Origin of the sequence: Hydrogenothermus marinus, from assembly GCF_003688665.1 — a bacterium.
Lineage (GTDB): Bacteria > Aquificota > Aquificia > Aquificales > Hydrogenothermaceae > Hydrogenothermus > Hydrogenothermus marinus.
Genome location: NZ_REFO01000013.1, coordinates 117952 through 143297, shown reverse-complemented (window position 1 = coordinate 143297; position 25346 = coordinate 117952). Strand labels below are relative to the sequence as shown.

27 protein-coding genes are annotated in these 25346 nt (G+C 25.9%); 22 read left to right on the top strand and 5 right to left on the bottom strand.

Going from position 1 to position 25346, the window contains the following annotated elements; translation table 11 throughout:
• Positions 1 to 14 precede the first annotated feature (14 nt).
• From CLV39_RS06790 to gmhB, 7 genes are read left to right on the top strand one after another with little or no spacing between them, the layout of a single operon-like run.
• Positions 15 to 1253 (top strand): hypothetical protein, encoded by a 1239-nt coding sequence (locus CLV39_RS06790; RefSeq protein ID WP_147435398.1) that lies wholly within the window; start codon positions 15 to 17, stop codon positions 1251 to 1253.
• On the top strand, positions 1247 to 2176 hold the full coding sequence (locus CLV39_RS06785; RefSeq protein WP_121923484.1) for a glycosyltransferase family 2 protein: 930 nt from the start codon (positions 1247 to 1249) through the stop codon (positions 2174 to 2176). The genes CLV39_RS06790 and CLV39_RS06785 overlap by 7 nt, the downstream gene beginning before the upstream one ends.
• Positions 2169 to 3350 carry a glycosyltransferase gene (locus CLV39_RS06780; protein WP_121923483.1) on the top strand — a complete coding sequence of 394 codons (1182 nt, stop codon included), beginning with the start codon at positions 2169 to 2171 and terminating at the stop codon, positions 3348 to 3350. Before CLV39_RS06785 ends, CLV39_RS06780 begins: the two co-directional genes overlap by 8 nt.
• Positions 3334 to 4356, top strand: coding sequence for a GHMP family kinase ATP-binding protein (locus CLV39_RS06775; RefSeq protein WP_121923482.1), 1023 nt, complete (start codon positions 3334 to 3336; stop codon positions 4354 to 4356). Before CLV39_RS06780 ends, CLV39_RS06775 begins: the two co-directional genes overlap by 17 nt.
• A gap of 2 nt (positions 4357 to 4358) precedes the next feature.
• Positions 4359 to 4940, top strand: coding sequence for a D-sedoheptulose-7-phosphate isomerase (locus tag CLV39_RS06770; protein WP_121923481.1), 582 nt, complete (start codon positions 4359 to 4361; stop codon positions 4938 to 4940).
• Entirely contained in the window at positions 4933 to 5634 is a 702-nt protein-coding gene (locus CLV39_RS06765; RefSeq protein ID WP_121923480.1) for a nucleotidyltransferase family protein, read from the top strand. The genes CLV39_RS06770 and CLV39_RS06765 overlap by 8 nt, the downstream gene beginning before the upstream one ends.
• Positions 5631 to 6164: a D-glycero-beta-D-manno-heptose 1,7-bisphosphate 7-phosphatase gene (gene gmhB, locus CLV39_RS06760; protein ID WP_121923479.1), complete on the top strand. Its 534-nt coding sequence runs from the start codon at positions 5631 to 5633 to the stop codon at positions 6162 to 6164. The genes CLV39_RS06765 and gmhB overlap by 4 nt, the downstream gene beginning before the upstream one ends.
• A gap of 7 nt (positions 6165 to 6171) precedes the next feature.
• Here gmhB and CLV39_RS06755 read toward each other — a convergent pair whose 3' ends face one another.
• On the bottom strand, positions 6172 to 6693 hold the full coding sequence (locus CLV39_RS06755) for an MraY family glycosyltransferase (RefSeq protein ID WP_281271983.1): 522 nt from the start codon (positions 6691 to 6693) through the stop codon (positions 6172 to 6174).
• A 15-nt stretch (positions 6694 to 6708) separates the two neighbouring features.
• Positions 6709 to 7638, bottom strand: a complete 930-nt coding sequence (locus CLV39_RS06750) for a sugar transferase (RefSeq protein WP_121923477.1) — start codon at positions 7636 to 7638, stop codon at positions 6709 to 6711.
• A gap of 784 nt (positions 7639 to 8422) precedes the next feature.
• Here CLV39_RS06750 and CLV39_RS06745 point away from each other — a divergent pair.
• The 5 genes from CLV39_RS06745 to CLV39_RS06725 are packed head-to-tail and all read left to right on the top strand — an operon-like array spanning position 8423 to position 13642.
• Entirely contained in the window at positions 8423 to 9199 is a 777-nt protein-coding gene (locus tag CLV39_RS06745; protein WP_170145620.1) for a Wzz/FepE/Etk N-terminal domain-containing protein, read from the top strand.
• Entirely contained in the window at positions 9189 to 10547 is a 1359-nt protein-coding gene (locus CLV39_RS06740; protein ID WP_121923475.1) for a flippase, read from the top strand. The genes CLV39_RS06745 and CLV39_RS06740 overlap by 11 nt, the downstream gene beginning before the upstream one ends.
• A gap of 4 nt (positions 10548 to 10551) precedes the next feature.
• On the top strand, positions 10552 to 11754 hold the full coding sequence (locus tag CLV39_RS06735; protein WP_121923474.1) for an EpsG family protein: 1203 nt from the start codon (positions 10552 to 10554) through the stop codon (positions 11752 to 11754).
• 11 nt (positions 11755 to 11765) lie between these two features.
• Positions 11766 to 12566, top strand: a complete 801-nt coding sequence (locus tag CLV39_RS06730; protein ID WP_121923473.1) for a glycosyltransferase — start codon at positions 11766 to 11768, stop codon at positions 12564 to 12566.
• Positions 12563 to 13642 carry a glycosyltransferase gene (locus tag CLV39_RS06725; RefSeq protein ID WP_147435397.1) on the top strand — a complete coding sequence of 360 codons (1080 nt, stop codon included), beginning with the start codon at positions 12563 to 12565 and terminating at the stop codon, positions 13640 to 13642. The genes CLV39_RS06730 and CLV39_RS06725 overlap by 4 nt, the downstream gene beginning before the upstream one ends.
• A 1-nt stretch (position 13643) precedes the next feature.
• Here CLV39_RS06725 and CLV39_RS06720 read toward each other — a convergent pair whose 3' ends face one another.
• Both CLV39_RS06720 and galE read right to left on the bottom strand, forming a co-directional pair.
• Complete coding sequence (locus CLV39_RS06720) at positions 13644 to 14684, bottom strand: glycosyltransferase family 4 protein (RefSeq protein WP_121923471.1); 1041 nt, start codon at positions 14682 to 14684, stop codon at positions 13644 to 13646.
• A 212-nt stretch (positions 14685 to 14896) separates the two neighbouring features.
• Positions 14897 to 15904: a UDP-glucose 4-epimerase GalE gene (galE, locus tag CLV39_RS06715; RefSeq protein WP_121923470.1), complete on the bottom strand. Its 1008-nt coding sequence runs from the start codon at positions 15902 to 15904 to the stop codon at positions 14897 to 14899.
• 111 nt (positions 15905 to 16015) lie between these two features.
• Between galE and CLV39_RS06710 the strand changes: the two genes are divergently transcribed.
• From CLV39_RS06710 to CLV39_RS06665, 10 genes are all read left to right on the top strand, one after another.
• Positions 16016 to 16798 (top strand): hypothetical protein, encoded by a 783-nt coding sequence (locus CLV39_RS06710; protein ID WP_121923469.1) that lies wholly within the window; start codon positions 16016 to 16018, stop codon positions 16796 to 16798.
• Between the two features lie 38 nt (positions 16799 to 16836).
• Positions 16837 to 17064, top strand: a complete 228-nt coding sequence (rpoZ, locus tag CLV39_RS06705) for a DNA-directed RNA polymerase subunit omega (protein WP_121923468.1) — start codon at positions 16837 to 16839, stop codon at positions 17062 to 17064.
• 2 nt (positions 17065 to 17066) lie between these two features.
• Positions 17067 to 18233 (top strand): ATP-binding protein, encoded by a 1167-nt coding sequence (locus CLV39_RS06700; protein ID WP_121923467.1) that lies wholly within the window; start codon positions 17067 to 17069, stop codon positions 18231 to 18233.
• Complete coding sequence (locus tag CLV39_RS06695) at positions 18214 to 19572, top strand: sigma-54-dependent transcriptional regulator (RefSeq protein WP_121923466.1); 1359 nt, start codon at positions 18214 to 18216, stop codon at positions 19570 to 19572. Before CLV39_RS06700 ends, CLV39_RS06695 begins: the two co-directional genes overlap by 20 nt.
• Positions 19573 to 19700: 128 nt before the next feature.
• Entirely contained in the window at positions 19701 to 20105 is a 405-nt protein-coding gene (locus CLV39_RS08840) for a prepilin-type N-terminal cleavage/methylation domain-containing protein (RefSeq protein ID WP_121923465.1), read from the top strand.
• A 143-nt stretch (positions 20106 to 20248) separates the two neighbouring features.
• The gene (locus tag CLV39_RS06685; protein WP_121923464.1) at positions 20249 to 20665 is read left to right on the top strand and encodes a prepilin-type N-terminal cleavage/methylation domain-containing protein; all 417 of its coding nucleotides are present in this window, start codon (positions 20249 to 20251) and stop codon (positions 20663 to 20665) included.
• Positions 20652 to 22664 (top strand): hypothetical protein, encoded by a 2013-nt coding sequence (locus CLV39_RS06680; RefSeq protein ID WP_121923463.1) that lies wholly within the window; start codon positions 20652 to 20654, stop codon positions 22662 to 22664. Before CLV39_RS06685 ends, CLV39_RS06680 begins: the two co-directional genes overlap by 14 nt.
• Positions 22665 to 22733: 69 nt before the next feature.
• Positions 22734 to 22916 (top strand): 50S ribosomal protein L32, encoded by a 183-nt coding sequence (gene rpmF / locus CLV39_RS06675; protein ID WP_121923462.1) that lies wholly within the window; start codon positions 22734 to 22736, stop codon positions 22914 to 22916.
• On the top strand, positions 22916 to 23935 hold the full coding sequence (gene plsX / locus CLV39_RS06670) for a phosphate acyltransferase PlsX (protein ID WP_121923461.1): 1020 nt from the start codon (positions 22916 to 22918) through the stop codon (positions 23933 to 23935). The genes rpmF and plsX overlap by 1 nt, the downstream gene beginning before the upstream one ends.
• Before the next feature lie 4 nt (positions 23936 to 23939).
• Positions 23940 to 24872 (top strand): beta-ketoacyl-ACP synthase III, encoded by a 933-nt coding sequence (locus CLV39_RS06665; RefSeq protein ID WP_121923460.1) that lies wholly within the window; start codon positions 23940 to 23942, stop codon positions 24870 to 24872.
• Here CLV39_RS06665 and CLV39_RS06660 read toward each other — a convergent pair.
• Positions 24869 to 25336 carry a bifunctional nuclease family protein gene (locus tag CLV39_RS06660; protein WP_121923459.1) on the bottom strand — a complete coding sequence of 156 codons (468 nt, stop codon included), beginning with the start codon at positions 25334 to 25336 and terminating at the stop codon, positions 24869 to 24871. The genes CLV39_RS06665 and CLV39_RS06660 overlap by 4 nt on opposite strands.
• Positions 25337 to 25346 lie beyond the last annotated feature (10 nt).

Below are 25346 nucleotides of genomic sequence, written 5' to 3'. Positions count from 1 at the left end.
AATGGAAAAATGATATGGAAAAAATTAATATTGTAAAATTACTAGTTTTTCTCATAGGAGTATTTAGCCTCATCTTTATTCCTGATTTCTATGGAATAAAGATAGTAGATTTTTTTCTTGTTTTGCTGTTGTCATTGTTGTTTTTTAATCTTTTAAAATCAAATATTAGATTTAATGTATTTTTATTGATAGTATACTTTGTAATTATCATTTTCTTTCTTATAACAATAATTGGAGCAACTATTAATACCGAAAGTCCGATTAAAAGTATCTTAGTAGCTATTAGATATAGTATTATTGTAACAATTATATTTTTACTATCCAATCAATCAAAACAATTAAAGTCTTATTTTCGTATTTTTATGAAAGGGTTTGTTGTGTCTGTATTGATTAATTCTTTATGGATATTTGCAGATACTATATATTATTACACAGTAGGAGGTTTTTTCTCTATTAATGAAAATTTGCGGTTTCTTGTATTAGGAAATGATCATGGTTTAACAAATAGATTACATGTCTCTTTCATGAATTCAAATATATTTTTGTTGAGATCGGCTGGGATAGGATGGGATCCAGGTGGTATAGCAACTGCCTTAGTTATTGGATTTATTTATGTTTATGAAACTTCAAAAAGTAAAAAGTTGCTTGTTATCATAGCGTTATCCATTTTTCTAACTCTCTCAACCACAGGAATAGTAGCTTTTATTGTTTATCTAATATTTAACTTTCTTTATAGGAAGAATAAGGTACTAGCAATGACTAGCATAAGCTTTCTTTTCTTGTTTGTTTATATAATCTCTTTTATTGTTAAACCTTCTTTTGTAAATTATGATGATGGTAAGTATAGGCATCTTATATATATTTCAAAAGTTTTCAATATAGTTTATGCTAAACCTACCGAAATGTTATTCGGTTACGGTTATAGAGGAACTGGTACGTTTATGAATAGGTATTCTGAATTACCTAAATTACAAAATTTTTATTTTCAGGAAAACCAAATACCGGAATCTACTTTAGCAAATTTATTTTTGTACGGGGGAATCTTGGGGGCACTAATACAAGTTGTTATTTTTACCTTACTGTTATATTATGGCAATAGACTTGAAAGAAGTATTATAATAATTTTACTATTTTCTTATTTAGGATATACATTTGAAAATTTTTGGACTATATTTATAGTATATATGTTACTTTTTATAAAAGTTAGAAATTATATTACGTATATACATAAAAAGGGAGAGACGAGTTGCTAGTTTCTTTTATCCTAGTAAATTATAATACTAAAGACATAACTTATAAAGCTATTAAAAGCATCATAAATAAATTAAATAAGGAAGATTATGAAATTATTTTAGTCGATAACGCCTCAACAGATGGTAGTAAAGAGTTTTTTGAAAAATTAAATAGTCCTAATTTCAAATATATTTATAATACAAAAAATTTAGGTTTTGGAAAGGCAAACAATATTGGTTTTAAATATAGTAAAGGTAAATATATATATATATTAAATAATGACACTTTATTGAATACCAAGAATATTACAAAGATTATTGAAAATAAATTCAATAAATTTCCTGAAGTTGGTATATTAGCTACAAAAGTTTTATATCCAGATGGAACTTTACAACCCAATGTTCAATCTTTTTCAAATTTATGGACAGTAACACTAAGGTTGTTAAAAGTAGGCCAACTTGTAAGAAACAATAAATTCGCGTTAAACTTATTTAGGTGGTTTCCAATAAAACCTAATTTTATTAAAGTATATTTGGAAAACTTCGATAAAGAAAAAAAAGAAGGGCTTATAGATTGGGCAAGTGGCTGTAGCTTAATATTTCGTAGGGAAGTATATGAGGAACTTGGTGGTTTTGATGAAAATTTTTTTATGTATACTGAGGATGAAGAAATCTGTTATAGAGCAAAGCTTAAAGGATATAAAATATTGTATACTCCTGATATAGTAATCACCCACTTTGAGGGAAAGAGTAGCGAAAATTCTGAGATTAATGAATTCGTAATTAGAGAGAAGGTGAAAAGTGAATTTTATTATTTTAAAAAACACTTCCCTGAAAAATTACCAGTATTAAAAAATATATATTTTACAATATCAACTTTAGGATATCCTTTTTCAAAAAGACTTAGAATAGTTCACAAAACCATTCGGAGGCTTAATGTCTAAAAAAATACTGTTAATTACCAGTAGAATTCCATATCCTCCTTTTGGTGGAGATAGATTAAAAAATTTTAACTTATTAAAAATATTATCAAAATATTATGAAGTACATTTAGTAACTATAACTGATGAAATACCTACTGATGAAACAAAAAAAGTTTTAGAAAAATATACTACCAGTTGCAAGATTTTTAAGAAATCAAAATTTGATTTTCTTCTTTCTACTTCAAGGGCAATTTTTAATAAAGAACCATTACAAGTAAATTATTATTACTTCAAAGATGTGCAAGAGTACATTAATAGTATTTCAAAAGATATGGATTGTATTATTGCTACTCTTGTAAGAACAGCCAAATATTCTGATAGTATAGATAAACCGAAAATTTTTGATATGGCAGATAGCATAGGCCTTAATTATAAAAGATCTTCTGCGAGAGTTAAATCCTTATTCTGGAAATCTATATATATGTTTGAATCTAAAAGATTACTTCGTTATGAAAAAGAAATGATAAACAAGTATGACAAAACTTTGTTATTTAACAGAGAAGAAATAAAGTATTTCAATTTGCCTAACAAGATAAAATTTATTCCTCATGGTGTAAATGAAGCTCTTTTTACATACGATGATCAGGATGAAAAATACAAAAATTATGTGGCATTTTTTGGAAAAATGGACTATCAACCTAATATAGATGCAGTAATTTGGTTCACCGAAAATGTCTTAAACAAATTAAATCTAAATATTAAATTTATTATAATTGGAGTAAATCCAACTAAGAAAATAAAAGACCTTGCTAGAAAGTATAGAAATGTTGAAGTTGCTGGTTTTGTGGAAGATCCGTATTTGATATTAAAGTCAAGCTTATGCGTAGTTGCTCCTATGCAAACAGGAGGTGGAATTCAAAACAAAGTATTAGAATCAATGGCTTTAGGAACAATAAATATAGTATCATCATTAGCTGCTGCTCCAATTGGAGCAAAAGATAAGAGAGATTATTTGATTTTAGATGATCCTGTTGAAATTGCAAATGTAATTAACGATATATTTAGAAATAGGAATAAATATGCTTTTTTGAAGAAGAATAGCAGAAAATTTATAAAAGAACACTTTACGTGGTCTTTATACGAAAAGGTTTATATAGAAACTATTGAAGAGGTGATAGATGCTCATAAGAAGTAAAGCACCATTAAGATTAGGATTAGCTGGTGGAGGGACAGATGTAAGTCCATATGCTGACATGTATGGTGGAGCTGTTTTAAATGCAACGATTAGTATGTATGCTTATGCTTCAATAGAACCAAGAGATGACGGAAAAATTGTTTTTAACTCTGTAGATAGGAGTGAAAGCTTAGAATTTGCAGAAACTCTTGAAATTGAAATAGATGGAAAGCTTGATTTATTAAAGGGAATTTATAACAGGATTGTTAAAGATTTCACAAAAGAACCGTTATCGTTTGAACTTACTACTTATGTAGATGCACCTCCTGGTTCTGGTTTGGGAAGTTCCTCAACCTTAGTTGTAGCTATAATTGGAGCATTTGTTGAGTGGCTAAAATTACCGCTTGGAGAGTACGATATATCCCACTTAGCCTATGAAATTGAAAGAAAAGATTTAGGAATGGCTGGAGGAAAGCAAGACCAGTATGCTGCTACTTTTGGTGGATTTAACTTTATGGAATTCTATGATAATGACAGAGTTATTGTTAATCCACTAAGGATTAAACCGGAGATTGTTAATGAATTACAATTTAATCTCTTATTATACTACACGGGTACCAGTAGGCTATCCTCTAAGATAATTGAAGCTCAAGTGAAAAATGTAAAACAGAAAAGAACAAAGTCTATAGAGGCTATGCATAAGCTTAAAGAACAATCTATTTTGATGAAGGAGGCCATATTAAAGGGAGAGTTAGATAAAATAGGGGAAATCCTAGACTTCGGTTGGCAGTACAAGAAACAGATGGCCAGCAGTATAACAAATCCTTTGATAGAGGAAATATATGAAACTGCTAAGAAAGCGGGAGCAATAGGAGGTAAAATTTCAGGGGCTGGTGGAGGTGGATTTATGATGTTATACTGTCCTGGGAATTCACGTTACAAAGTCATAGAAGCTTTAAAGAAATTTGGTGGAGAATTTAGAAGATTTCAATTTACAAAGTATGGTTTAGAAACTTGGAGGGTGTAGAGATGTTGATAAATAATGTAAAGGATAGTTTAAAGGGCTCCATTGGGGTTAAGACAAATATTTTGAAGAATGAAAAACTCCTTAGAACAATAGCTACTGTTGCTGAGGAAATTATTAAGGCGTTTCAAAAGGGTAATAAAGTTTTATTTTGTGGTAACGGTGGTAGTGCAGCTGATGCTCAACACATTGCTGCAGAACTTTCAGGTAAATTCTATTTTGATAGGGAACCGCTCTTTGCCGAAGCTCTCCATGTAAATACTTCTTATTTAACAGCAGTTGCAAATGATTACTCATATGATGAAGTTTATTCCAGACTAGTAAAAGCTAAAGGTGAAAAAGGGGATATACTGATTGGAATATCTACTTCAGGGAATTCAAAGAATGTAGTTAAGGCAGTGGAGGTGGCTAATAGTAAAGGCTTAGTTACGGTCGGATTAACAGGAAAAAGCGGTGGAAGGTTAAAGGAGCTTTGTAAGTACCTTATAAACGTACCTTCAACAGATACACCACGAATTCAAGAAGTACACATAACTATCGGGCATATTATCTGTGAGATTGTGGAAAAGGAGCTCTTTAATGCTTAAAGAGGCTATAATTTTAGCAGGAGGATTAGGAACAAGACTAAGAAGCGTTGTTAAAGATGTACCTAAACCAATGGCTCTTGTTGCTGGGAAACCTTTTTTAGAATATATTTTGGATTATTTAAATAATAACAGTTTAAAAAGAGTAATTTTGGCAATAGGTTATAAATCAGATATTATAAAAAGTTATTTTGGTAACAGTTATAAAGAATTAACTCTAAAATATTCTGAAGAAAATGAACCTTTAGGCACAGGAGGTGCAATAAAGCAAGCTCTAAATTTTTCTGTAGAAAACGACATACTGATTTTGAACGGAGATACTTTTTTTAATATTGACTTAATAAAATTCTATGAATTTCACTTAGCTAAAAAATCAAATTTAACCATTGCCTTAAAGAAGATGGAAAACATTGATAGATATGGAACAGTTGAAATAGATAAAGATAGGAGAATTTCAGGTTTTTCTGAAAAAAAGTACGTGAAAAAAGGGATAATTAATGGAGGTGTTTATATACTTAACAAACCTTTTTTCTTGTCTTTAAATTTTGTTAATAAATTTTCTTTTGAGAAAGATTTTTTAGAAAAATACTATAATTTGTATAACTTTTATGGATTCATTTCTAAATCTTATTTTATAGATATAGGAATACCTGAAGATTATGAAAAAGCTAAAAAGGAAATGAAGAATTACATATGAGAATTCAGAAAAATAAAGCGTTATTTTTAGATCGTGATGGAGTAATTAATAAAGAAAAAAACTATGTTCATAAAATAAAAGATTTTGAATTTATTGATACAGTATTTGAAGCTTGTAGATATTTTCAAGAAAAAGGATATCTAATCATTGTTATTACAAATCAGGCTGGTATTGCAAAGGGATTATATACGGAAAAAGATTTTCAAGTATTAACTAAATGGATGATAAAAGAGTTTGAAAAAAGAAAAATTAAAATATCACAAGTATATTATTGCCCTCACCACCCAGATTATACTGGTAAATGTAAATGTAGAAAACCTGAACCAGGGATGATTTTAAAAGCAAAAAAAGAATTTAACATTGATTTAGAGAAATCAATATTAGTTGGAGATAAAAATAGTGATATTGAAGCTGGTATAGCAGCTGGTATTAAACATAATTATTTAATTTCTACAGGTCATATAATAAATAAAAATTTATTTAATGTTCCAATAATTAGCAATCTTAAGGAGCTAACAAATTTATTTTAAATACTCATTATATTTTTTTCAATATATTATAAACATACAGATATCCAAAAACACTAACTAAAAACAATCCTATCAAAACAAAATCATTTTCTCTAAAAATAAATCCAATTAGGTTTACAATAAAGTAGGGAATTAAAATAAAAACAGAAGCTAAAGAATTTGATAAAATAGAATTTTTTATATTAGGGAATTTTAATGTTACATAATTTAAAACAAAATGATGTAAATGCTCTTTATCTGGACCAAAAGGTTTATCCCCGCGTTTTTCTCTTCTTTTTTTTCTTATCATTGTATATACTGTTTCCATAACAGGAAGTGTAAAAATAGCTAAAGGATACCATAAAGAAACAGATGTATGATTAGCTAATACAATAGATAAATATCCTACTATAAATCCTATCAGATGGGCACCCATATCCCCTAAGAATATTTTCCCAAATGGAAAATTAAATACAAGAAAACCTAAAATTGCTCCTAAAAGGATTATAGAGATAATAAAGTAATTTTCTACTCCTTGATTGTAAAAAATGATAGAAAAAAAATATTAAACCCCCTTTTTCATAATAACAGTCATAGCAGTTTTCCAAACAATTTTTAATTCAAGCCATATATTCCAGTTTTTAATATAATATAAATCATACATAAGCTTTTGTTTAGCATCTTCTACATTTGCTCCATATGGATAATTAACTTGAGCCCATCCTGTAATACCTGGTGCTACAACATGTCTTTCATTATAATATGGAATAACCTTTTCAAATTGTTCAACCCAGTATTTTCTTTCAGGTCGCGGTCCTATTAAGTGCATTTCCCCTTTTAATATATTCCACATTTGAGGAAGTTCATCAAGTCTTGTTTTTCTCATAACTACTCCCCATTTAAAAACTCTTGGATCATCTTCATTTGCAAACTGAGGTTTCCCTTTTTCAGCGTCAGGTACCATACTTCTAAATTTAATACAGACAAATTCTTTACCATTTTTACCTACTCTTTTTTGTTTGAAAAATATAGGACCTTCTGGTGATTCTTTTTTTATTCTATACACGCAATATAACATAACAGGCCAAGAGAAGAAAAAAAGCCAAAATATACCAAAAAAATCAATAAATCTTTTTTGAATATACTGCCATTTTGAATATGGTTTTATATCTTCTAAAAAGCTTAAATCGTTAGGATTTTCCGGAATGTAGCATTTATGAAGATATTTTTCTAAAAAATGTTCTATTGATAAAAAAGAAATTCCTTCCAATTCTAAAGAAGTTAAGTATTTTATAAGTTCATCAGGAACAGGTACATCAGTGTTTAATACTATTAACTTTTTACCTTTTTCGTTATCTAAAGTTTGCTTAATAGCTTTTATTACATCTTTTACATTTTTATCTTTATATGAAATATGGACTATTTGTGGAAATTTCTTATTTAATTTTTCTAAATCATATTTGGTAAATTTATAGCTATCCCCTATAACAATCATTTTAACTACACTCCCTTTTTATTAATTAACTACTCCTAAATCAAGCCCCGTATTTTGATTTTATTAAGATATAATTAAAAATTACCGATATAAAAAAGATAATAAAAATATTTTTAATACCATATAAATCTTTCTCCTTTGTAGTTTCTTATAGAACCATTTTAGTTTCTTTCATATTTCTATACCATTTCTTAAAGAAACTTTTTCAATTAATCTGTTTTTATTTTTTTGCTATTGTTATATATATTTTTTGTTTTTTTATATATTTATCTAGCTTTGCCAGAATTTAATTTTCCTTTTTGTTAAATTTTTTATTTTAGGAATGATATAACTATCCATATTACTATTTTTTGGTATTATAAACCCCCTAAAAAAATAAATTTCAATTTACTATATGTTTCTAAAAATGCTTTTTTATAAGCTTTCTTTCTTTTTTTGTTAGTTTTATTAAAATACTTGCTCTTTTTTATAACTAATTTTAACATATATTATATTTAAACTAATATATAAAAGGGTATTTAGTTAAAGAGTAGTTTGCAATTTGTTATAAAACTTAAAAAAACACTTTTAAAGCTCTGAATTTACTTTAATTAAAATTAAAAATTAAAAAAGAAATCTTTGATTTATTATTAAGACTAATTAACTCTAAAACTGAATACCAAGATTTTTTATAATTTATTACCCAAGGTATTTATGTTAAAATTATTAAAGTTTATAATTTATTACCCGAGGTATTTATGTTAAAATTACTAAAATATAGAAAAATTTTTTCTATGGAGTTATGTTGAAAGAATTAAGTGAATATTGGGTTATCATTGAAAAAAGATGGAAAATTATAACTTTTATTACTCTTGTATTTTTTATACTTGCAAGTATATATACTTTGACATTAAAAAATATATATAAGTCTGAATTTATTATTAAAAATCCTCTCATATCTCCTAAGGAAACGGAGATCTATATAGAAAAAATCTTAAATTTAATAAGAAAAAAAGAATATAATAAATTAGCCAAATTACTAAATCTGGATGTTGATATCGTGCAAAATATAGCAAGCATCAAAATTATTTACAATAAAGATAATAAAAATTTTTCAAAAATAGAATTATATACATATTCTACACAAAATATTGATAAACTTGAAAAGGCTATTGTAGGTTATCTAAGACAAAATATAAATATGCGACAAGAGGTAATTTTTAAGAAAAATAGACTTATTTCTATCATTAGTAAAATAGATAAAGCTATATTAAGTTTAGAAAAAATAAAAAATAAAGTAGAAAAAAATATAGACAAAATCCAGTTCTTCAAATTTAATCCAGCAGATATATATGAAAAATTAATATATTTTTATTCTGAAAAATATTACCTTGAAAATGAATTAAGAAAATTAAAGATTGAAATTATACTATCAAAACCTCCAAAACCTTTTAAGCCTAACAAAATTTTTATTTTATTGATAGCAACAAGTATAGGATTACTTCTGGGCTTTTTTATTGCTTTCTTTTTAAATTGGTTAGAGGAATTTAGAAATTTATCAAAAAAATCTAATGATAAATAAATTAAAAGAAAAGTTCAATAGAGATATCCATTTAAAAGAAATTTTACAAAAATCTTCTATTGCTTTTATCCTTAAAGTTTTGGGTTTATTTTCTGGATATATTTTTACATTGATAATAACTAGGGGCTATGGTGCGGAAGCAATGGGAATATTTGCTATCTGTTTTACTGTTTTACAGATTTTTTCCTCAATAGGAAAATTAGGATTAGATACTGCATTTTTAAGATTTGTTGCTGAATATTCTTCTCAAGATAAATGGAATATATTAACTGATGTATATAAAAAAGTAATAAAAGTAACTATTCCTATTTCTTTGATTTTATCAATATTTCTGTTTTTATTATCTCCATATATTGCTAAATATCTATTTAACAAGGTTTATCTGTTTAAATATTTACAATTAACATCAATAGCTATACTTCCATTTGCATTGCTATTTATTCATATTGAGGGTATAAGAGGCTTAAAAAAAACAAAGGAATATATGTTTCTACAACAAGCTGCAATATTTATATTAGCTTCTATTATCCTTGGAACAATTACATTTTTTATTTATCAAAGATTTTTTGAAATCAAAGATATAAATTATATTCCTCTAATAGTTTACATTTGCTCTCTTTCTATAATTTCTTTAATAGCATATTTATTATGGATAAATTATTTAAAAAACAAAGATATTATTAATAATATTCAAGAAGAAAACAATTATATATCACATTCTTCTATACTTAAAATATCAATTCCCATGCTTTTTTCAAATTCTATTTATTTATTAATGGTTTGGACAGATACTTTAATGCTTGGAATTTTCAGGTCTGAAGAAGAAGTTGGAATATATAATATAGCATTAAGACTAGCTATGATAATAACTCTAACATTACTTGCTATAAATGCTATAGCTGCTCCGAAATTTGCAGAATTTTGGGGCAAAAAAGATATAAATAGTATTTCGAAAATAGCTGAGCAATCTACAAAATTAATATTTTGGACTTCTATTCCTGTATTAGTTATATTTTTACTTTATCCAAAAAGTATATTAGGAATTTTTGGAGAAAAATTTATATTGGGAACTAATGCCTTTATAATATTATCAATAGGTCAATTTATAAATACTATTATGGGAACGTCAGGTTATATTTTAAATATGACAGGTAATCAAAAGTTTGTTCAAAATGTAATGATTATTTCAGCTTTAATAAATGCGATTTTAAATTATATATTAATTCAATTACTTGGAATAACAGGTGCAGCTATAGCAACTACTATTAGTACAATTTTTTGGAACTTTGTATTAGCTATAAAAGTAAAAAATATTTTAAAAACATGGATTTTTTATCCAAGATGGTAGAGTAATGAATATATTTATGTTTGAAAAAGGAACTATTGTTGCTTTAATAACATTTTTAGAGTGTTTAATAATTTTATTTTATAAGTATGTTATAGAGCTTTTATCTTATAAATATCTTATACCTGAGGATAATAGTTTTTTTAAAAAAACACGGTTTAATTTTAATATAGTATTTCTAACTTTTACAACACTATCAATTTTAATTTTAGTAGCTTTACGTCCAATTAATGCCGGTAATGATACTCCAAGATATATTCAAACCTATGAAAAAATTACTACTATAACATCAGCTCCTTTAACTGGTTATGAAGGTTTTGGTAGTAGGGAAATAGGGTTTTGGTATTTATTAGCTTTTATTAAAAAATTTTTCTCTTTATCCCCAGAGAATTTCTTAATTTTTTATACATTTTTATCTTTTTTTATAACACTTATTTGTTTTTATATAGTTTTAAAGCAGTTTAAATTAGAAAGTTATACACCCTTAGCTTTAAGCTATTTATTTTCAACATATTATATAGTTTACTTTGGCAATGCTCTTAGGCAAATTTTAATTATACCTTTATTATTGTTAAGTTTTTATTTATTTTATAAAGATAAATATATATTAGGATTTACTATTATTTTTATTGCATCTTTATTCCATTTTTCTGCCATATGGGCTATAACATTTATTTTCGTTTTAAAAATTTTTAATGCTGAGAAAATTAAGTATTATGGGATAGCTATAATTTTAATAGCTATTATTTTCATTTTTCAAGAAAAATTAATACTAAATATGATAGGTTATATAATAAAACATATTCCACTTGATATAAGTTCTTATATTTACAAAAAAATAAATTTATATCTTACCAATAAATTTGCATTGAAAGATGTTTCTAATATTCTTCAAATTAAGAATTTTATATATTTCTCTTTTATTTATCTTATTTTTATGGTTATCTTTAATAAGGATAAAGAATCGTTTGTGTTATTTACAAAAATTTTCTCAACTTTTGTCTTTATTACTTTTTTATTTTTATTTAATCTTCCACAAATTGCAGATAGGTTTTTACCTTATGCCTTTGTAAGTTTGTCTTTGATATATTTGCTATCTTTTAAAAAGAATTTTTATTTTTTCGTTTTTTTAACAATAATAAATTGTATATATTTCATTTTAGTATTAAATGCTCCAAGTACCCAATATACACTGGGTTTTAAATTTTAAGGAGGTTTTTTATGAAGGCTGATATAGCTGTACTTATTCCACATTATAATGCCTTAGATTCTTTAGAAAAATCTTTAAATAGTATATCTAATATAGAACCTGTTGATGTAATAATTGTTGATGATGGTAGTAAAGAAAAACCTGATGAACAAGTCCTTAAAAGGAAATTTTCTCACATAAATGAAATAAAGATTTTATATTTACGAAATAATATGGGCATAGAGCATGCTTTGAACAAAGGGGTAGAGTATATATTAGAAAATAATTACAAATATATAGCAAGATTAGATTGTGGAGACATTTGTTATCCTGAAAGATTTAAAATACAGAAAGAGTTTTTAGAAAAAAACCCAGACATAAAATTAGTTGGTTCTTGGGTTTCGTTTATAGACATGAAAACAAATAAAGAATTATTCCAGTTTAAACCTCCTGTAAAGCATGAAAATATAAAAAAGAAAATGTTTATAAATAATCAATTTATTCATCCTTCAGTAATGTTTAAGACAGAAATTATAAAAGAAATAGGATTTTATCCAACTAATAGAAAAAATGCAGAGGATTATGCTTATTTTTTTAATATAGTAAAAAATTATAAAGTAGCAAATATTCCAAAAATTTTGTTGAAATATGAAATAAATCCTCAAGGATTATCTATTAGTAAAAGAAAAATACAACTAAAAAATAGAATTAAAGTAATTTTGGATAATTTTGATTTTTCTTTTTATGCTTTTTATGGTCTCTTGAGAAATATTTTCATATATTTTCTTCCTTACTCATTTATAGAAAAACTAAAAATTTGGTTAAAAAAATGAAAATAGTACATATTATTGAGTCTTTTGCAGGAGGTTCTTTCAGTTTTTTAGTAAAATTAACAAATAAAATGTCTAACAACGAGCACATAATCATTCATGGAATAAGAGAAGATACACCAAAAAATTTTCAAAAATATTTCCCTGAAAAAACCAAATTTTATAAATGGAATTCGGCAGTAAGAGAGATTAATCCGAAAAAAGACTTCTTAGCTCTGATAGAACTTGTTAGGATACTTAAATCTATAAATGATATAGATGTAATACATCTGCATTCTTCAAAAGCAGGCTTTTTAGGAAGATTATCTGCAAAAATTTTAGGGTATGAAAGTAGAGTAATATATACTTCTCATGGGGTTTCTTTTCTAAGAGAAGATATATCAAAATTCAAAAAGAAAATATTTATTTCTTTAGAAAAATTAGCATATTTGTTAGGAGGACAAGTAATAGCTTGTTCTAAATCTGAAAGTGAAATATTTAATAAATATGGTATACAAGCTAAATATATAAATAATGGTATTGATTGTAATAGTAATATTTTAAGAAATAAAAAGAAGTTAAATGAAATATTAATTGGTACTGTGGGGCGTATAACTTATGCTAAAAATCCTCAATTATTTAATCAAATAGCAAAAAAATTTTTATATAGGAAAGATGTGAAATTTTTATGGATAGGAGATGGGGAATTAAGAAAAGAGTTGAATTCCCCAAATATTAAAATTACAGGATGGGTAGATTTGGAAAAAGTAAAAAATTATTTGATAGATTTAGATATATATATATCAACATCTTTATGGGAAGGTTTACCTTTATCAGTTTTAGAAGCAATGTGTTTTTCAAAACCTTTAATATTATCTAATTGTGTAGGGAATAAGGATTTAGTAATTTCTGGTTATAATGGATTTTTATTTAATAATTTTAAGGAAGCAATAGAAAAGTTAAACAATTTAATAGAGAATAAATCTAAATTAGAAATTTTGGGATTAAATTCTAAAAAATTAGTAAAAGAAAAATTTACTATAGATAAAATGGTAAAAGAATATGAGAATTTATATAAAACCATTTCTAAAAATTATTAGATTATACCTTCTTTTTTAAAACATTATAAACGTAAACATAGGTAAAAACACTAACTAAAAACAATCCTATCAAAACAAAATCATTTTCTCTAAAAATAAATCCGATTAGGTTTATTATAAAATATGGAATTAATATATGAATTGTGGCTAAAGAATTTTTCAGAGCCATACTTTTTATATTAGGATATTTTTGCTTTATATACGCAAACATAAAATAATGTAAATCTTCACTATCTGATTCACTAAATGGTATATTGTAAAGCTTTTTCCTTTTTATTCTTCTTGGTATTTTTTGAAGTGTGTTTATTATAGGAATGCTAAATATAGCCAATGGATACCATAAAGAAACAGATGTATGATTAGCTAATACAATAGATAAATATCCTACTATAAATCCTATCAGATGGGCTCCCATATCCCCTAAGAATATTTTCCCAAATGGGAAATTGAATATAAGAAAACCTAAAATTGCTCCTAAAAGGATTATAGAGATAATAAAGTAATTTTCTACTCCTTGATTGTAAAAAATGATAGAAAAAAATATTAAAGATATAGCCATAGCACCCATAGAATATCCATTAAGACCATCTATAAAATTAACTGCACTTGAAAACCCAATTATGCCTACGAAAGCTATGATAGCCGCTATAGAAATTTCAAAAATATTAGTTTGGCTTAAAACAATAAACCCACCATCATAAGCAAACTCTTTTGTAAAATACAGTAAAAAGAAAGTGGAAATAGCAATAAATGAGATTTTATAACTATATGGCAAGTCAAAATGGAATCTATCTTCAAGAAATCCAAAACTAAATATAGCAAGTCCTGAAGCTAAAATAAGCATAAAATCCTGAGAATAAAAAATCGAAGTTATGGTAATTGCTATAACTATAGCAAGGCCACCCATTCTGGATACTTGATGAGTATGTAAAGCATGTTCTTTTTCATCTACTCCTAAGTCAAGCCCATATTTTGATTTTATTAAGATATAATTAAAAATTATTGATATAAAAAAAGACAACAAAAATATTTTTAATACCATATAAATCTTTCTCCTTTGTAGTTTCTTATAAAATCATTTTAGTCTCTCTCATATTTATCTACCATTTCTTAAAGAAACTTTTTCAATTAATCTGTTTTTATTTTTTTGCTATTACTATATCTATTTTTTGGGTTTATTAATGATGTAAAGATCTATATTTCTACTTTTTTTGAATTATAAATAGCTTTTATCTAAAATATATTTACTAAACTCTATTCATATCCTTTTGGATTTTTACTCTGCCAGTTCCAGCTATCTTTACACATTTTGTTTATATCATATTCGGCTTTCCAGTTAAGCTCTTTTTCTGCTTTTGATGGGTCTGCATAGCAAACTGCTACATCTCCCGGTCTTCTTTCTACAATTTTATAAGGAATTTTCTTACCTGATGCTTTTTCAAATGCTTTTACTACTTCTAATACAGAATATCCTCTTCCTGTTCCAAGATTATAAACTTCATAGCCTATTTCATCAAGCTTTTCAAGAGCTTTTAGATGTCCTTTGGCAAGGTCTACTACATGTATATAATCTCTTATTCCTGTTCCATCTGGTGTATCGTAATCATTTCCAAATACTCTTAAATATTCTCTTTTTCCTACTGCTACTTGTGATATATATGGCATTAAATTATTTGGTATTCCTTGAGGGTCTTCTCCTATTAAACCTGATTCATGGGCACCAACAGGATTAAAATATCTAAGTACTGCTATATGCCAATTTTTATCAGAGTTATATAAATCTTTCAGTATTTCCTCAATCATATACTTTGTTTTGCCATAAGGATTTACTGGTGCTAAAGGATGATCTTCTGTTAATGGAAGTTTTTGAGGATCTCCATAAACTGTAGCAGAAGAACTAAAAACTATCTTTTTTATATTTTTTTTCTGCATTACTTTAAAAAGATTCACAGATCCACAAACATTATTATCATAATACTCAAGAGGTTTTTCTACAGACTCTCCAACTGCTTTTAATCCTGCAAAATGTATTACTGCATCACAACCTTCTATAGCTTTTTCTAAGGTTTTAGAATCTCTAATATCTCCTTTTATAAACTCAGGTCTTTTTCCAGTAATTTTTTCTATTCTGTTTATCACTTCATATTTTGAATTACTTAAATTATCATAAATAACCACATCATATCCTGCTTCTAAAAGCACAACTGCAGTATGAGAACCTATATAACCAGCTCCACCTGTTAAAAATATCTTTTTTGACATAAAATCTCCCTTGTTAATATTATTTTTCGTTAATCAATTATAAAATTGATTTTTAGCTATATCAACTTATAATAATATTATTGTCTAAATATTTTTTTAGAGGAGTTTAAGATGCCAGAACTTAAAGAAAGAGTAGATAGACTTGAAGAAGCAATGATGAGACTTGTATATATACAGCAGAAAACAGAAATGGAAATTCAAGCACTAAAACAAGAGATGAAAGAGTTTAAAGATGAAATGCTTGAGTTTAAAAATGAAATGAAAGACTTTAAAGATGAGATGAAAGAGTTCAAAGATGAAATGCTTGAGTTTAAAAATGAAATGAAAGACTTTAAAGATGAGATGAAGGACTTTAAAGATGAAATGAAAGAGTTCAAAGATGAAATGCTTGAGTTTAAAAATGAAATGAAAGACTTTAAAGATGAGATGAAAAGAGAAGTAAGAAGAATAAATAAACAATGGGGAGAACTTTCTAACAAATTAGGAACTATTGTTGAAGATATAGTTTTACCAGCTACAAGACCTATCATTAAAAAATATTTTAAATGTGATCCTGATACATTAATGGCAAATGTAGAGAAAAAATTAAACGGAAAAACTGAAGAATGGGATGTAATAGCAATATGTAAAGATAAACTATTTTTGGTAGAAGTAAAAGCAACTCCAAGAGTAGAATACATAAAACAAGCAAAAGAAAAAGCAACAAAGTTAAAAGAATTTTTTCCTGAATATAAAGATAAAGAAATTATACTTATTTTTGCAAGCTTAAGCATAAAAGAAGATATACTAAACAAACTAACAAAAGAAGGAATATATGCTATGGCTTATAGAGAGTGGGAATATATGGATATTTTAAATTTTGAAGAAGTAAAGAAAATCAGTTTAGAAAACTGATATAATAATTTACTTAAAATTATTGAGGAGGTTATTCCTTGAGTAAAAGACCTTTAACTGAAGAAGCTTTAAAGAAAGTAAATAATAGATATGAATTAGTTCATGCTGCAGCAAAACTTGCTAAAAGACTTTATGAAACAGGAGCAGAATCTTTTGTAACAGAAGAAGGAATTCCTCTTAAAAAAACTGTTATAGCTATAGACAAAATAGCAAAAGGTGAAGCAAAAATTATAAAACCTGAAGAAATAATTAAAGAAGAAGAATAAATGTGCAATTAAATCAGTATCTAATTGGCTATAAGTTAGGTAGATTCTTTTTCGCAATATTCTTTTCTTTTTTTTATTTTATATATTTAAACATTATTAAAGTTATACCTTTTAATATACCTATTGTTGTTGTAATTGTTTATTCAATAGTTGCTTTTGTTTTGCTTTTTTCCAAAAAAGTAATTATATGGGAATTTATTCTTGATATTTCTTTTATAACAGTTTTCATGTTATTTAATTATAATTCTGTTTTTTATCTTTCTATCTTATATTTATTTCCAATATTCTTTTATAGTTTATTAACTGGAAAAAATAATGCTTATATACTTTCTGTAATATCTTTTATATCTTATATATCTGTAAGATATATGTATAATTCAGATGGAATTTCTAATTTATTAATTCCTTCATTCTTACACGGATTTTCATTTTTCATAATAGCTTTTGCAGGAATTGCTTTAAATAAAAGATTAGAACAACAACAAAAAGAAATTAAAATATTAGAAGATGAAAAGAAAAAAACTCAGATGTATAAAAAATTATATGAAATATCTGCAAATTTAGCCCATGAAATAAAAAATCCTTTAGCATCCATTAGTGGAGCTGCTCAATTAATCAAAGAAGGAAAAATAAATGAGAAATTAGTTGATATTATATATAAAGAATCAAAAAGAGTTGATGAGCTTTTAAAAAATTTTTTAAGATTAACAGATCCATATAAAGAAAATGAGGAAATTATTAACCTTGATGAACTAATAAATGAAATTGTTAAATCTCATACATTAGGGAAAAAAATTATATTAAATACAAAACCTATAAAAATAAGAGCAAACAAAAAAGCTATTTACTCATTAATTGATAATATTTTTAAAAATGCTTTATATTGGTCAAAATCAAAAGTAAAAATAACATTAAATAACAATGATGAAAATCTAATTTTAATAATAGAAGATGATGGTAAAGGAATATCAGAAGATATAAAAGATAAGATTTTTGATCCTTTTTTTACTGAAAACCCAAAAGGAACAGGACTTGGTCTTGCAATAGCAAAAAATATTGCTATAAATTTAGATGGTAATATTTTAGTTTCTAAAAGTGAAGAATTAGGCGGAGCAAAATTTATTATTAAATTACCTATAAAGGCTAAAAATGAAAGCATTAATAGTTGATGATGAGCAAAGTATAACAGAGATATTATCTATATTGTTAGAAGATTCAGGATTTGAGATAGAAAAAGCTTATTCTATACAGGATTTCCAATCAAAAAATAAAATATATGATATAGCATTTATAGATATTAGACTACCAGATGGTTCAGGGATAGATATAATTCCTCAATTAAAACAAAGAAATCCAGATATTCAGATTTTTATGATTACTGCTTTTGCAGATTCTAAAACAGCAGTAGAAGCTTTAAAAAAAGGAGCTTCAGATTATATATCTAAACCTTTTGAAGTATCTGATATAAAAAATTTAATAAATAATGTTAAAGAAAAGTTAGAAATTGAAAAAAACTTAGACAATAAAAATATTTTAGAAGAACAGTTCTTAACAGGAAAATCTAAAGCTATTCAACTTGTAAAAAAAACAATAAAAAAGGTAGCACCATATGATATAAATATTTTAATTACTGGAGAAACAGGAACAGGAAAAGAAATTACAGCAAAAGCAATACATTCTTATAGTAATAGAAAAAATAAACCTTTTATTGCAGTTAATTGTGCAGCAATACCAGCAGATTTACTGGAAAGTGAGCTATTTGGTTATAAGAAAGGAGCCTTTACAGGAGCTGATAAAGATAAAAAAGGACTTATAGAAGAAGCAAATGGAGGTACTTTATTTTTAGATGAGATAGGAGAAATGCCATTACCACTTCAAGCAAAGCTTTTAAGATTTTTAGAAGAAAGAAAAATAAGACCTCTTGGTTCAACAAAAGAAATAGAAGTTGATGTAAGAATAATATCAGCAACAAATAAAGATTTAAAAAAACAGATAGAAAAAGGAGAATTTAGAGAAGATTTATATTATAGACTTTCAACAATAACAATAAATTTACCACCATTAAGAGAACGAAAAGAAGATATTCCCTTACTTGTTGAACAGATTTTAAAAGAGCTAATAAAAAAATATAATAAAGAAATAAAAAAAATAGATCCTCAGTTTATTACTTATTTAAAAACCTTAGATTTAAAAGGAAACATAAGAGAACTTAAAAATATAATAGAAAAAGCAGTAATTTTATCTGAAGATGAAGAACTAAAACTAAATGAATATTTTGAAATAAATTCTTTAAACTCTATTTTTATAGATGATACAAAATCTGAATTTCAAATTAAAAATTTCCCAGAAGATAATATGGACTTAAAACAAGTAATGGATAATATAGAAAAATCTATAATAAGATATGCTTATGAAAAAGCAGGCAAAGTAAAATCAAAAGCAGCAGAGATTTTAGGTATATCTTTTAGAGAGTTTAGATATAGATATGATAAGTATTTTAAAGATTGACAAAAATTGTTAATTAAAATGACAAAAATCAGACTAAATACTTTTAATTTTTACTAAATTCCATAGCTAAAAGCTGGCATATATTTTGAGTATAAAAATAACAAAATTAAATTTAGGAGGTATAAAAGATGAAGGAAGAACTCATCAAACAAGAAGAACTTGAGCTTAAGAAGAAAAAAGCTCAAAAAGGTTTCACATTAATTGAGCTACTAGTGGTAGTAGCAATAATAGCAATATTAGCAGCAATTGCTATTCCTCAGTTTGCAAAATATAGACAAAAGGCTGCATTCTTAAGAGCAGAAGCAGATTTTAAAAAGTGTATCGGTACTCTTCTTATTGAATACACATATAATGCATTGGATACGACACAAACATGTAAAGTTGGGGATAGTGAAATTACTTTAACTTTAAACAACCCTGGAACTAATACTGAAAGTATTTCTTATACTGGAAATATTACAGTTAATGGTCAAACAGTTACTTGTACAGCACAAAAGGATACAAGTGGTTCTTATACCGTAAATTGCCGATAAAATAACTAAAAACAAAGGCCTCTATATTCCAAGAGGCCTTTCAAAACAAGATAAATAAAAAAGTACGAGTATTGTTTTTATATAGGTTTTTTGTATATATAAAATTTTAAATTAGCAAAAATCATTTTTCGTAGGATATATTTATGAAAATTAAAGGATTTTCTTTATTAGAATTGATTATAGTAGTTGCCATATTATCATTATTATTATCTATTTTATTAGAATTGATTATAGTAGTTGCCATATTATCATTATTATTATCTATATCAATTCCATATTACATAAAATATAAAAAAAATGCTTATTTAGCTTCTATTTATTATTCTTTTACTAATTGTGCTAGAAGTTTAGCATTAGATTATTCATGGAATTCTACTGTCAAATCAAAAATATGTAATTTTCAATATACTACAGATACTTGTGAAATATATATTGATGAAACAAAGCCTGACTATCCTGTTAGGATAAAAGGAAATACATGTAATATCTCTTTAAAAGGATTTCATTTTTCCTGTGAAATAAAATCTCTTAAAAAAGTTTACTGTTATGAACAAAAATAAATTAATGTTTCTTATAATTTCAATTTCCTTTTCTATAGTTTACTTTTTTAAGTTTCGATTTTTAATTGAGTTTATAGAAAAATATAAAGATTATGTAATAACTGGTGCAGATGCTTTTTATTATGCAAGGAAAGCAAAAGAGTTATTAGAGAATAGTCCCAATTTAACTATTGATTACTTAAAAAATGTTCCTGATTTTTCTATATCCTTTGTAAATTTTCATTCCTATATAGCTTATATTTTAGCTAAATATTTGCATATAGATTTAAATACTATTTTTTTATTATTTCCACCTTTATTTGCACCATTATTTGTTATACCTTTACTTTCTTTATTAAAAGATATAACTAAAGACAAAGAACTATTTTTATTTTTTATTCCTTCAGTCACAATACTTGGTTCTTTAAATATAATATATGCAGGAAGGACCCAATTAGGAAGATTTGATACAGATTTTCTAATACTTTTTTTCTTATTTGGAATATACCTTTTCGTCTATAAACTAATAAAAAATTTAGAAAATATAAAATCAGTTTTAATAAATCTTACAATTATTTTTATTTTATACAAGCTTTTTATGTGGCATTATCCAAAAAATGTTTTTTCTTTAATGTTTTTATTTTCTTTTGTAATTACTTCCTTTTACATATATAAAACAAAGCTTATAAAAAATTTAAAAATTAATTTTTTATTTTCTTTACTTTTCTTTGCTCTTATCATGAATAATGAACTTATTGGTAGTGTATTAAGTATATATAAATATTTTACTTCTTACATATTTAAAATAACTCAACCTTCATTTTTGCCTGCATCTGTTAGTATTTCTATATCTGAATTACAAGGTTTAACATTAAAACAGGTTATTAATATAACTACAGATAATATTTTAGCTTTTATTATCGCTATATTCGGATTAATTTTATTTTTCTATAGATATAAAACTTTCTTTTTACTTTTATTTCCAGTATTTGCTTTAGGTTTAACATCTTTTGGTTCTAATAGGTTTATGATGTACCTTGCTCCTTTTATTGGTATAGGAGTTGGATATGGAGTTTATATTTTTTATAGTTTCTTGAAAGATAGATTTTTAAATACAGATTTTCTAAAAAATACTACTTTTACATTTTTATTATTTATAACTTTCCTTTTTTCTACACCGCCAAATGCATTTTTACTAATACCAAGACCTTTATTTTCTGAAGGAATTTATAAATCCACATTAGAAGCAAACAAATATTTAAAAGAAGATTCTTATATCTGGGCTTGGTGGGATTATGGACTTGCTATCCAGTATTTATTAAATAAGGGTACTTTTACAGATAATGGTAATTTTAATCAGATTAAAATGTATAGTTTTGCAAACTCTATGTATACTACTAATCCTAAAAGAACATATAAACTAATATCTTATTTGACAAATAAAGGAACAAAAAATTTAATTAAAAAGAATAATTTAATAAATATAAAAATAGATGAATATCTAAATTTAGTAGATAATTATAAAGAAAAACCAAAAAAAGATGTTTATATATTTATTTATGGCAGAGATTTACACTCAGATTTTATACCAATGATAGGTTTTGCAGGTACAAAAATACAAAAGTTTCAACTTCCTTTGGTGAAATCTTTTTATAAATGTATGGAAAAAGATAATCTAATAAAATGTCCAACTTTTTCATATAATTTAGAAAATAATACTTTTTTAGTAAAAAATCAAAATATATCTCAAGTAATTTTCGTAGATAGAGAAAAAAGAATCCATAAAAAAGTTAATTTTTTATATGAACTATCAAATAAAAACCAAACAAATTTAATAAATGATAAAAATTTAGTTTTAGAAATTATTAAAACAAAAGATAACAAATATTATGAATTATTAGTGTCTGATATTTTTATAAATACAATGATAGATAAAATGTTTGTAAAAGCTAATAAGTTTAAAAATTTTCAACTTGTTTATGATAACTTTCCAAATTTAGTTGTATATAAAATCAAATAGATAAGCTTAAATTCTGATATAATATTTACTTTGAATTTCCAATTTAATTATAAAGGAGGATATATATAAATGGCAGCACCTAAGAGAAAAAAATCTAAAGCTAAAACTGCTATGAGAAAGGCTCAATGGTATAAAAAGTTAAATATTCCTGGTATATCTCTTTGTCCTGAATGTGGACAGCCTAAAAAACCACATAGAGTTTGCCCTCATTGTGGATATTATAAGGATAAAGAGGTTGTTGAGGTTATTTAATGTATATTGCTCTTGATGCCATGGGCGGTGATTACGCCCCTGAAAGTAATGTAAAAGGGGCTATTTTATTTGCTAAAGAAACAAATATTAGTGTTTATCTTGTAGGTAATAAAGAAGTCTTAAAGCCTTTACTTGAAAAAGAAGGTGGTAAAAATCTACCAATAGAAATTGTTCATGCTGAAGAAGTTATAGAAATGCATGAGCCACCTTCTAATGCAGTTAGAAAAAAAAGAAAATCTTCTATGTATATTGCTGCAAAACTTGTAAGAGAAGGCAAAGCTCAAGCTTTTGTTTCTGCAGGTAATACAGGAGCTGCTATGGCAGTATCTAAATTTATAGTAGGTTCGGCTCCTGGAATTGAAAGACCCGGCATAGCTGTAGCATTCCCAACAAAAAAAGGAAAACCAACTGTCTTAATAGATGTTGGTGCTAATGTTGATTGTCGTCCAAGACATCTTGTTTATTTTGCAGTAATGGGACATACATATGTGAAAGAGATACTTAAATCTTCTGATAATCCGAAAGTTGGAATATTAAGTATTGGTGAAGAAGAAGGGAAAGGAAATGAGCTTGTAAAAGAGACTTATCCTTTATTAAAAATGTCTAATTTAAATTTTGTTGGAAATGCAGAAGGTAGAGATATTTTTACTGGTGATTTTGATGTAATTGTTTGTGATGGTTTTGTTGGAAATGTTGTTTTAAAAACAAGTGAAAGCCTTGGAAGTATTATAGTAGATATGATTAAGCAAGAAGTTAAAAAAAGTATGATCTCAAAGATTGGAGCTGCTTTAATGCTTCCTGCAATAAAAAGATTTAAGAAAAAGGCAGATTTTGCAGAATATGGTGGTGCTCCTCTTCTTGGAACAAAAGCAAGCTGTATTATTACTCATGGAAGAGCAGATGCAAGAGCTATAAAAAATGCTTTAAAAGTTGCTACAGAGTTTGTTGAAACTAATTTTAATGAAAAACTGTATGAAAATATTGAAAAACTACTTCCAGAGCCACTTTTAGAGGTTTAATTTAATGGGTGTTGAAATAACAGGAATTGGTATGTATGTTCCTCCTCGTGTTATTACCAATCAAGATTTAGAAAAAATATTAGATACTTCTGATGAATGGATAACAACTAGAACTGGAATTAAAGAAAGAAGAATTGCAGAAGAATGGGAAAAAACAAGTGATTTAGCAAAAAAAGCTTCAGAAGAGGCTATAAATTCTGCAAATATAAATAAATCAGATATTCAAGCTGTAATAGTTGCCACTTCTACTCCTGATATGATATTTCCTTCAACAGCAGCATTGCTGGCAGATAAACTTGGATTAAAAAAACCTATGGCATTTGATATTTCTGCAGCATGTAGTGGTTTCATATATGCTTTAACTATTGCAAACTCTTTTATAAAATCAGGGCAGTTTGAAAATGTTTTAGTTGTTGGAGCTGAAGTTTTTTCACGAATAATAGATTGGGAAGATAGGTCAACTGCTGTAATATTTGGAGATGGTGCAGGTGCAGTAGTTTTATCCAAAACTGAAAATGATAGTGATATTTTATCTACAGTTATGCATTCTGATGGTAGTCATGGTAATTCTTTATACTGTCCAGTTGGTGAAAAATTAAGAATGAAAGGAAGAGAAACTTTTAAACTTGCAATAAAGAGTATGGAAGAATCATCTTTGCAAGCTTTAAAGGAAGCTAATTTAACATTAAATGATATTGATTTAGTAATTCCTCATCAAGCAAATATAAGAATTATAGATGCTCTTGCTGAAAGATTAAAACTAGATAAAAGTAAGGTTTTTAGTAATATCCATAAATATGGAAATACAAGTGCAGCCTCTATTCCGATAGCTTTTTATGAAGCAGTAAAAGAAAAAAGAATAAAAAAAGGAGATAACATCCTTTTTACTGCTTTTGGTGGCGGTTTAACTTGGGGTTCTATAGTTTTAAAATATTAGGATTCAAAATCTTCTGGTTTTAAAGATTTTATCCATTCTTCAAGCTCGTTCTCATCTACTTCTGATTGAATATCTTTTTTATACTCTTGTAAAACTCTTTCTTCAACAAAAATAGGCACATTTTTTCTAATTGCTAAATTTATAGCATCGCTTGGTCTTGAATCTATTCTTATTTCTTGGCCATCTTTATTTAAAACAATCTCTGCATAATAGGTATTATCATTAAGATCATTTATTAATATATATGATATATCAGCACTTAAATTTTCTATTAAATTTACCATAAGATCATAAGTCATAGGTCTTGGCATATGAATATTTTCCAGTTTCATAGATATTGCATTTGCTTCAAAAACACCTATCCAGATTGAAAGAATATCATCTGTTTCTTTTGATTGTAAAACAACTATAGGCATATTTGTAATAGGATCTAATACTATCCCCCTAATATCCATCTCAATCATTTTCAAAGCC

What these genes read in the sequence shown, in the direction of transcription:
- CLV39_RS06770 (WP_121923481.1), top strand. Translation starts at nt 4,359, where the DNA reads ATGTTGATAAATAATGTAAAGGATAGTTTAAAGGGCTCCATTGGGGTT.
- rpmF (WP_121923462.1), top strand. Translation starts at nt 22,734, where the DNA reads ATGGCAGCACCTAAGAGAAAAAAATCTAAAGCTAAAACTGCTATGAGA.
- plsX (WP_121923461.1), top strand. Translation starts at nt 22,916, where the DNA reads ATGTATATTGCTCTTGATGCCATGGGCGGTGATTACGCCCCTGAAAGT.
- CLV39_RS06775 (WP_121923482.1), top strand. Translation starts at nt 3,334, where the DNA reads ATGCTCATAAGAAGTAAAGCACCATTAAGATTAGGATTAGCTGGTGGA.
- CLV39_RS06740 (WP_121923475.1), top strand. Translation starts at nt 9,189, where the DNA reads ATGATAAATAAATTAAAAGAAAAGTTCAATAGAGATATCCATTTAAAA.
- CLV39_RS06780 (WP_121923483.1), top strand. Translation starts at nt 2,169, where the DNA reads ATGTCTAAAAAAATACTGTTAATTACCAGTAGAATTCCATATCCTCCT.
- CLV39_RS06695 (WP_121923466.1), top strand. Translation starts at nt 18,214, where the DNA reads ATGAAAGCATTAATAGTTGATGATGAGCAAAGTATAACAGAGATATTA.
- CLV39_RS06710 (WP_121923469.1), top strand. Translation starts at nt 16,016, where the DNA reads ATGCCAGAACTTAAAGAAAGAGTAGATAGACTTGAAGAAGCAATGATG.
- CLV39_RS06665 (WP_121923460.1), top strand. Translation starts at nt 23,940, where the DNA reads ATGGGTGTTGAAATAACAGGAATTGGTATGTATGTTCCTCCTCGTGTT.
- CLV39_RS06735 (WP_121923474.1), top strand. Translation starts at nt 10,552, where the DNA reads ATGAATATATTTATGTTTGAAAAAGGAACTATTGTTGCTTTAATAACA.
- CLV39_RS06720 (WP_121923471.1), bottom strand. Translation starts at nt 14,684, where the DNA reads ATGGTATTAAAAATATTTTTGTTGTCTTTTTTTATATCAATAATTTTT.
- CLV39_RS06660 (WP_121923459.1), bottom strand. Translation starts at nt 25,336, where the DNA reads ATGATTGAGATGGATATTAGGGGGATAGTATTAGATCCTATTACAAAT.
- gmhB (WP_121923479.1), top strand. Translation starts at nt 5,631, where the DNA reads ATGAGAATTCAGAAAAATAAAGCGTTATTTTTAGATCGTGATGGAGTA.
- CLV39_RS06790 (WP_147435398.1), top strand. Translation starts at nt 15, where the DNA reads ATGGAAAAAATTAATATTGTAAAATTACTAGTTTTTCTCATAGGAGTA.
- CLV39_RS06680 (WP_121923463.1), top strand. Translation starts at nt 20,652, where the DNA reads ATGAACAAAAATAAATTAATGTTTCTTATAATTTCAATTTCCTTTTCT.
- CLV39_RS06685 (WP_121923464.1), top strand. Translation starts at nt 20,249, where the DNA reads ATGAAAATTAAAGGATTTTCTTTATTAGAATTGATTATAGTAGTTGCC.
- CLV39_RS06765 (WP_121923480.1), top strand. Translation starts at nt 4,933, where the DNA reads ATGCTTAAAGAGGCTATAATTTTAGCAGGAGGATTAGGAACAAGACTA.
- CLV39_RS06725 (WP_147435397.1), top strand. Translation starts at nt 12,563, where the DNA reads ATGAAAATAGTACATATTATTGAGTCTTTTGCAGGAGGTTCTTTCAGT.
- CLV39_RS08840 (WP_121923465.1), top strand. Translation starts at nt 19,701, where the DNA reads ATGAAGGAAGAACTCATCAAACAAGAAGAACTTGAGCTTAAGAAGAAA.
- galE (WP_121923470.1), bottom strand. Translation starts at nt 15,904, where the DNA reads ATGTCAAAAAAGATATTTTTAACAGGTGGAGCTGGTTATATAGGTTCT.
- CLV39_RS06730 (WP_121923473.1), top strand. Translation starts at nt 11,766, where the DNA reads ATGAAGGCTGATATAGCTGTACTTATTCCACATTATAATGCCTTAGAT.
- CLV39_RS06750 (WP_121923477.1), bottom strand. Translation starts at nt 7,638, where the DNA reads ATGATTGTTATAGGGGATAGCTATAAATTTACCAAATATGATTTAGAA.